A 6,414-nucleotide genomic window follows, 5' to 3' on the forward strand; every position below is an offset into this window, starting at 1 on the left:
CCAACGACGGATCCAACAACCCACAGACCTCATCGAACGACCCCGCGAACACCGGGAACCGCTCATACAACCCCCGCCCCATCCCCAGCCGCTGACTCCCTTGCCCGCTGAACACAAACGCAAGGCCACCGGCAGTCTTCGTGCCCGCTACCGCGTGCGTGGTCGCTCGGCCCTCGGCCATGACGGTGAGGCCGGCGAGGAGCTCGTCCCGGTCGGAGCCGAGGACCACCGCGCGGTGGTCGAAGGCGCTGCGCGTCGACACCAGTGACCAGCCGACGTCAGCCGGTCGCAGCTCCGGCTGTGCCGATACGAACCCGGCCAGCCGGGCCGCCTGCGCTCGCAGGGCCTCCGCGCTCCGGCCCGACAGCACCCACGGCACCATCACCCCACCGGAGACGGGAGTGTCTTCGACCGCCTCGGCCGCCGGAGCCTCCTCGACGATGACGTGGGCGTTCGTCCCGGATATACCGAATGACGACACCCCCGCCCGACGCGGTCGCCCCTCCACCGACTCCCACGACCGGGATTCCGTCAGCAGCTCGACCGCACCCAAGGACCAGTCGACCTGCGGTGTCGGTTCCTCGACGTGGAGCGTCTTCGGCAGCACCCCTGCCCGCATCGCCATGACCATCTTGATCACGCCCGCGACACCTGCGGCGGCCTGGGTGTGCCCGATGTTGGACTTCACCGACCCGAGCCACAACGGCTGGTCGGCGGGCCGGTCCTGGCCGTACACACCCAGCAACGCCTGCGCCTCGATCGGGTCGCCCAGTGCCGTACCCGTACCGTGCGCCTCCACCACGTCCACGTCCGAGGGCGCCAACCGCGCGTTCGCCAACGCCGCACGGATCACCCGGCCCTGCGAGGGGCCGTTCGGCGCCGTCAGGCCGTTCGACGCACCGTCCTGGTTCACCGCCGAACCCCGCACCACCGCCAGCACCCGATGACCCAGTCGCCGAGCGTCCGACAACCGTTCGAGCACCAGCACGCCGACGCCTTCCGCGAAGCCCGCTCCGTCCGCCGTGGACGAGAAGGCCTTCGCCCGGCCGTCGGTGGCCAGGCCGCGCTGGTGGGAGAACGCGGTGAAGACGGTGGGGGTGGCCATGACGGTGGCTCCGCCGGTCAGTGCCAGATCGCATTCGCCAGCGCGCAGGGCCTGCGCGGCGGTGTGCATGCCCACGAGTGAGGAGGAGCAGGCGGTGTCGACCGTGACCGCCGGGCCCTCCAGGCCCAGTGCGTAGGACACCCGGCCGGACATCACGCTGGCCTGACAGGCGGTGGCCAGGTAGTTGGCGTGCTCGCCGCCCGATCCGGCGAACAGCGAGAAGTAGTCCTGGCCGATGGTGCCGAAGTAGACGCCGGTGCGGGTGCCGCGCAGGGACCGGGGGTCCAGCCGCGCCCGCTCGATCGCCTCCCACGAACACTCCAGCAACAACCGCTGCTGCGGATCCATCGCCAACGCCTCACGCGGCGAAATACCGAAGAACTCGGCATCGAACTCCCCCGCGTCGTAGAGGAACCCGCCCTCTCGGACGTATGCCTCGTTGTCGTCGAAGGCGGTGTCCGCCTGCCAGCCGCGGTCGGTGGGCAGGGGGGCCAGCGCGTCCACGCCGTTGTCGATGAGTTCCCAGAACTCTTCGGGGGTGCCGGCCCCGCCGGGGAACCGGCAGCTCATGCCGATGATGGCGATCGGTTCGGCGTCCTTGCGCTCGGCGTCGCGCAGCCGCTGCTTTGTTGTGCGCAGGTCCGTGAGGGTCTTCTTCAGGTACTCACGAAGTTTGTCCTCGGTGGCCCCGCTCGATCCGGCCGTGGTGGTCCCGCTCGATGCGGCTGTCATCAGGACTCCCCCAGTTCGCTGTCGACGAGGGCGAAGATCTCCTCGTCGGTGGCGGTCGACAGGTCTTCGCCCGTTTCCTTCTCCCGTGCCGCCGTCGCCTCCCGCCATTCGGCGAGCAGGGCCTCCAGCTGGATGGTCACGTCGTCGACGCCTTCGGCGTCCGGGGCGAGCTTGCGCAGGTCGCCGCGGAGCCGGCCGACCGCGGCCAGGACCGGTTCGGTCGGGGACGCCGTGTCGGTGGCGAGCAGGCCGCCGAGGTAGGTGGCCAGTGCCTGTGGCGTCGGGTGGTCGAACACCAGGGTCGCGGGCAGCCGCAGTCCGGTGATCGCGGTGAACCTGTTGCGTAGTTCGACAGCGGTCAGGGAGTCGAAGCCGAGGTCGCGGAACGGCCGGTCGAGGGCGATGGCGTCCGCGCCGGCGTGGCCGAGGACGGCCGCCGCGTGGTCGCGCACCAGGCCGGCGAGGAACTCGCCGCGTTCGGCCGGGGACAGCGAGGCGATCTGCTGTCGCAGGCCGGAGTCGTGCACGGCGGCGGTGACCGTACGGCGGGCCGTGGAGTGGACGAGCCTGCGGAACATCGCCGGCACTTCGCCGCCCCGGCCCCGGAGCCTGGCGACGTCCAGGTGCATGGGCAGCAGCAGGGCCTCACCCGCGTCGCGGGCGGCGTCGAACAGCGCCAGGCCGTCCTCCTCGGACATCTCGGCGACGCCGTTGCGGGCGATGCGGGCCAGCTCGGTGGTGCCCAGCTGGCCGGTCATCGTGCTGCGGTCGGTCCACAGGCCCCAGGCGAGGGACTGTCCGGCGAGTCCGGCCGCGCGGCGGTGTTCGACGAGGGCGTCGAGGAAGGCGTTGGCCGCGGCGTAGTTGGACTGGCCGGCGCCGCCGAGCACGCCGCTGGCGGAGGAGAAGAGCACGAAGTCGGTCAGCGGGGCGTCGGCGACCAGGCGGTGGAGGTTCCACGCCGCGTCGACCTTGGGGCGCATCACGGTGTCGAGGCGCTCGGGGCTCTGCTTGTCGATCACTCCGTCGTCCAGGACGCCCGCCGAGTGGACGACCGCGACGATCGGGTGTCGTTCGTCGACCGAGCGCACCACCCGCTCCAGGGCGGCGGCGTCGGCGACGTCGCAGGAGGCCCAGGTGACGGTGGCGCCGAGCTCGGTGAGCTCGCGCGTCAGGTCGGCCCGTTCGGCGCTGCGGCTGAGGAGGAGCAGACGGGTCGCGCCGTGTTCGGTGACCAGGTGCCGGGCGACGAAGCCGCCGAGGGTGCCGGAGGCGCCCGTCACCATCACCGTGCCGTCCGTCCTGAGGGGGCGGGGGACGGTGAGGACGATCTTGCCGACGTGCTTGGCCTGGCTGATGTGCCGGAAGGCCTCGGGCGCGCGGCGTACGTCCCACTGGGTGATCGGCAGCAGCCGGAAGCTCCCGGCCTCGAACAGCCGGATGATCTCGGCGAGCATCTCGCCGGTCCGCTGGGGGCCGGCCTCGACGAGGTCGAAGGCCCGGTAGGCGACGCCGGGGTGTGCCTCGGCGACGTCCTCGGGGCGGCGGATGTCGGTCTTGCCCATGTCCACGAACCGGCCGCCGCCGGGCATCAGCCGCAGGGAGGCGTCGACGAACTCCCGGGCCAGCGAGTTGAGGACGACGTCGACGCCGCGTCCGCCCGAGGTGTCGAGGAACTTCCCCTCGAAGTCGAGGGTGCGGGAGGAGGAGATGTGCGCGTCGTCGAGGCCGAGTTCGCGCAGCGCTCCCCACTTGCGCGGGCTCGCGGTGCCGAAGACCTCGGCGCCCAGGTGGCGGGCGATCTGTACGGCGGCCATGCCGACGCCGCCCGCCGCGGCGTGGATCAATACACGGTCGCCCTCGCCGATGCCGCCGAGGTCGCACAGGCCGTAGTAGGCGGTGAGGAACGCCGCGGGCACCGACGCGGCCTGGGCGAAGGTCCAGTGGTCCGGGATCCGGGCCAGGTAGCGGTGGTCGGTCACCGCGAGGGGGGCGAAGCCCGCGGACAGGATGCCCGTCACGCGGTCGCCGGGCGCCAGGTCCGTGACGGCGGAGCCGACCTCGACCACCATGCCGGCGGCTTCGCGGCCGAGCGTCAGGTCGTCGTCGACCATGCCCAGGGCGGCCACCACGTCGTGGAAGTTCAGGCCTCCCGCGTGCACCGCGACGCGTACCTCGGTGTCCGCCAGGGGCTTCTCGGCATGCGGGTAGACGCCGAGGGTGAGGTTGTCGAAGGTGCCCGGTTCGGTGATCTCCAGGCGCCAGGCCTCCGCGCCGGCGGGCGGGACGAGTTCGGGGCGCGTGGCCCGGACCAGCCGGGGTGCCGTTCCCTTGCCCGCCCGGAGCATGATCCGGGGCTCGTCGGAGGAGACCGCTGCGGCCAGGGCGGCCGAGGAATCGGGGTGGCCGTCGATGTCGACGAGGGTGATGCGCCCGGGGTTCTCGGTCTGCGCGGAGCGGACGAGGCCCCAGACGGGGCTGTGGATCAGGTCCCCCGGCAGGGCGTCACGGGTGGCGACGACCAGGCGGGAGTCGCCGAACCGTTCGTCGGCGAGCCAGTCCTGGATCACTCCCAGGACATGCCCGCTGGCCGCGCGGACCGCCGAGGGCAGGTCCTCGTCGGCCTCGGCCCGGTAGGCGCACGGCAGCACCAGCACGTCGGGCGTTCCCTCGACGGATTCCGGGGTCTCGGCGGTGTCCACCCGCCAGCCGGCGGTCCGCAGGGCCTCGGCGAGGCCGAACGGGTCGTCGCCCAGGACCACGCCGTGGGCGGGGGCCGCGTCTGCGAGGACGGGGACGGCTTCGTCCCAGGCCACCTTGAACAGCGATTCCGGTCGCTTCGCGGCCAGCTGGCCCGCGTCGACGGGGCGGGTGGCGAGGCGGCCGAGCGTGAACACCGGCAGCCCGGTCGAGTCCCACGCCTGCCAGGACATCCCCTGGCCGTCGCCCTGGCCGACCCGCACCCGCAGGGCCTTGGCCCCGGTGGCGAACAGCCGCACGTCCGAGAAGGAGAAGGGCAGCCGGGTCTCGCCGGGGCCGAGCCCGGCGGCGGCCGCCGTGTGCAGCGCGGCGTCGAACAGGCCGGGGTGGATACCGAAGCCGTCCACGGCCACGTCCTCGGGCAGCTCGATCTCGGCGAACAGCTCGTCACCCGCCCGCCAGACCTTGCGGACGCCCTGGAACGCCGGCCCGTAGTGGTATCCGGCGTCGGCGAGCCGCTCGTAGAACCCGTCGGCGTCCACGCGGTCCGCTCCGGCGGGCGGCCACACCGCCACGCTCGGCGGCTGCGGTCCCTCGGCGGCGAGGAACCCCTCCGCGTGCGTGACCCACGTCTGATCGGCACCACGCGAGTGCACGGACACCGACCGCCGGCCGGTCTCGCCGGTGTCGGCGACGACCACCCTGATCTGCACCGGTTCCGCCGCGTCGAGCACCAGCGGCGTCTGCAGCGTCAGTTCCTCGACGCAACCGAAGCCGACCTGATGGCCCGCGTGCAGGGCCTGCTCGACCCACACCACACCCGGGACCAGCACCGATCCCAAGACCTGGTGATCGGCCAGCCACGGGTACGCCGACAGCGACAGCCTGCCGGTCCACACCCACTGCCCGCCCGGCAGTTCCACCGCCGCGGGCAGCAGCTCGTGCCCCGCTTCGACCAGCCCGACCGCGCCCACGTCGCCCGCCTGGGCGCGGGGCGGCTCCAGCCACAGCCGCTCCCGCTGGAACGCGTAGGTGGGCAGCTCCACTCGCCGGCCGCCGGTCAGCATGGACGTCCAGTCGACGGGCAGGCCCCGGGCCCACGCCTCACCGGCGGAGGCGACCATACGGGCCAGGTCGCCCTCGTCGCGGCGCAGCGTGCCGAGCACGGCGGCCCGGGCGCCGGCCTCGTGGACGGTCTCCTCGATGCCGACGGTGAGGACGGGGTGGGGGCTGGCCTCCAGGAAGACGGTGTGCCCCTGGTCCAGGAGGCGCTGGACACCGGCCTGGAACTCGACGGTCCGGCGCAGGTTCCGGTACCAGTACTCCGGGCCCATCTCGGCGGTGTCGATCCGCTCACCGGTGACCGTCGAAACGAACGGGATGTCCGAGGTGCGGGGAGAGATCCCGGCGAGCACCTCCAGCAGCTCGTCGTGGATCAGCTCGACGTGAGCGGAGTGCGAGGCGTAGTCGACGTCGATCCGGCGGGCCCGGATCTCCGCCGCCTCGCAGGAGGCGAGCAGTCCTTCGAGCCCTTCGACGTCGCCGGAAACGACCGTGGAGGACGATCCGTTGACAGCCGCGACGGAAACGCCGGGATAGTCGGCCAAGAGGGGGGCCACCTGCTCTCGGGGCAGGGCGATCGAGACCATCCCGCCCAGGCCGGACAGCTTCTCGCCGATCAGCCGGCTCCGCAGCGCCGCGACCCGGGCGGCGTCCTCAAGCGACAACGCGCCCGCGACCGCCGCGGCGGCGATCTCACCCTGCGAATGCCCGATCACCGCCGACACCGGCACACCCCACGACCGCCACAGCTCGGCCAAGGACACCATCACGGCCCACAGCGCCGGCTGCACCACATCGACGCGGGCCAGCGCCGT

2 protein-coding genes are annotated in these 6,414 nt (G+C 72.7%); both read right to left on the bottom strand.

Features of this window, described 5'->3' with window-relative positions:
• The coding region (locus ACX9I7_RS32170; RefSeq protein WP_459389339.1) for a type I polyketide synthase at positions 1-1,837 on the bottom strand (1,837 nt) is incomplete at its 3' end.
• Positions 1,837-6,414: SDR family NAD(P)-dependent oxidoreductase (locus ACX9I7_RS32175; RefSeq protein ID WP_459389340.1), on the bottom strand; the 4,578-nt coding region annotated here is incomplete at its 5' end. The genes ACX9I7_RS32170 and ACX9I7_RS32175, both read right to left, overlap by 1 nt.

The organism is Streptomyces sp. L500 (assembly GCF_054551825.1).